Raw genomic sequence first — 1,659 nt, forward strand, 5'->3', positions numbered from 1 at the left:
GTTTTCTGACCTTCCCCTCGCCTTCACCAAACACCTTCAGCCCGGTTGAGTCGATAACCAAGTCGGTAATGCGTCCCTTTGGGGGCTGTCGATAAGCGACCGTCACTGTGCGTGCTCGCTTGCTGACACAGCTATAGTCCGGTGCGCACAACGGCACATTCATCAACTCGAACAGGGAGTCGAGTAGTCCCTGAGTGGCCCGCAGCGTGAGGTTGAAAATCCCCTTGAGCATCAGGAAGGTACAGATGGTCTGGTCAGTGTAAAGCTGGCTGCGGCCCCGCCGCCCATGATGGTCGTGGTGAAACCAGGTGCTCATGGCCTCGGCATCAACCCAGAAGGTGAGTGAACCACGGTTAATCAAAGACTTGTTGTATTGAGGCCAGTTGGTGATGGGGTGAAGCGACGTGCCCATGATGCAGACTTGAAGAGGATGGTGGTGATCAGATCACCGCGCCTTCAGTTAGTTCCATTCAAGTTGCATCGATTTGGGCAACAACGCCGCGAGAAACGCTACTTTGAGCGCCGACTCATCGGTCGGAAACCGCTTCCTTTGTTTGGTCGCTTTGCGCAGCACGCTGTTTAGCGACTCGATCGCATTGGTGGTGTAAATCACCTTCCGGATCGCGGGGGGATAATCGAACAGCGTGATCAGATTGGCCCAGTTACTCTGCCAGGAACGGGCTATCTGCGGGTACTAGCTATCCCAGTGTTCACCGAAAGCCGCCAGCGCCTGCTGAGCCTCACGTTCCGTCGCAGACTGGTAGAGCTACTTCAAGTCCGCCATCACCGCCTTGTAGTCCTTCCAGGACACGTAGCGCAACGAGTTGCGGACCATGTGGACGATACACAGTTGCACCTTGGTCTGGGGATACTCCACGGCAATTGCATCTGGTAAGCCCTTGATACCATCCACACACGCGATCAGGATGTCTTCCAGGCAGCGATTCTTCAGCTCGGTCAGGACCGATAGTCAGAACTTTGCCCCTTCGGTCTCTGCCAGCCACAGGCCCAACAGCTCCTTGTGCCCCTCCATATTGGTAAGCGTCCAGCGAAGGCCGTATTGACAGGTGCGGCAGGTTATTCAGTAGGTAGAGCAACACGCCAGGGCAGCAGTTCACTGACCCGGTTCACCGGCCAGTCTGCGATCACATTCAGTACATGCCGCAGGTAATGCTCCGGATCCTCCCCATTCAACCGGCAGGTGCCGAGCAAGCTGTACAACAAGGCACCCCGTTCACCGCCATGATCAGAGCCAAAAAACAGGAAGTTCTTTCGCCCCAAGCTCACCAGCCGTAGCGCATTCTCCGCGATGTTGTTGTCCACCTCTACCCAACCGTTTTCGGCGTAGTACGTCAGTGCTGACCACTGATTCAAGGCATAGGCGAAGGCCTTGGCCAACTCGGAGTGACGCGAGAGGGAGGACATCCTATCCCGTAACCAGATCTCCAGCTCTTTCAGTAAAGGCTTTGCCCGCCGTTCTCGTTCTGCTGGGCGTTGTTGCCCAAATCGATGCAACTTGAATGGAACTAACTGAGGGCGCGGTGATCTGATCACCACCATCCTCTTCAAGTCTGCATCATGGGCACGTCGCTTCACCCCATCACCAACTGGCCTCAATACAACAAGTCTTTGATTAACCGTGGTTCACTCACCTTCTGG

Annotated in this window: 1 protein-coding gene and 2 pseudogenes; all 3 read right to left on the bottom strand. The window is 55.5% G+C overall.

What is annotated here, in order from left to right; translation table 11 throughout:
• Positions 1–412: IS5 family transposase (locus CF137_RS21895; protein ID WP_139721656.1), on the bottom strand; the 412-nt coding region annotated here is incomplete at its 3' end.
• A 48-nt stretch (positions 413–460) separates the two neighbouring features.
• Positions 461–1,036, bottom strand: a pseudogene (locus tag CF137_RS21900) (IS256 family transposase); the annotation flags it as partial.
• Between the two features lie 41 nt (positions 1,037–1,077).
• Positions 1,078–1,500 (bottom strand): annotated as a pseudogene (locus CF137_RS21905) (IS66 family transposase); the annotation flags it as partial.
• Between the last annotated feature and the right edge of the window lie 159 nt (positions 1,501–1,659).

The sequence above is a fragment of the Aeromonas sobria genome (genome assembly GCF_006243315.1).
Classification (GTDB): Bacteria; Pseudomonadota; Gammaproteobacteria; order Enterobacterales; family Aeromonadaceae; genus Aeromonas; species Aeromonas sobria_A.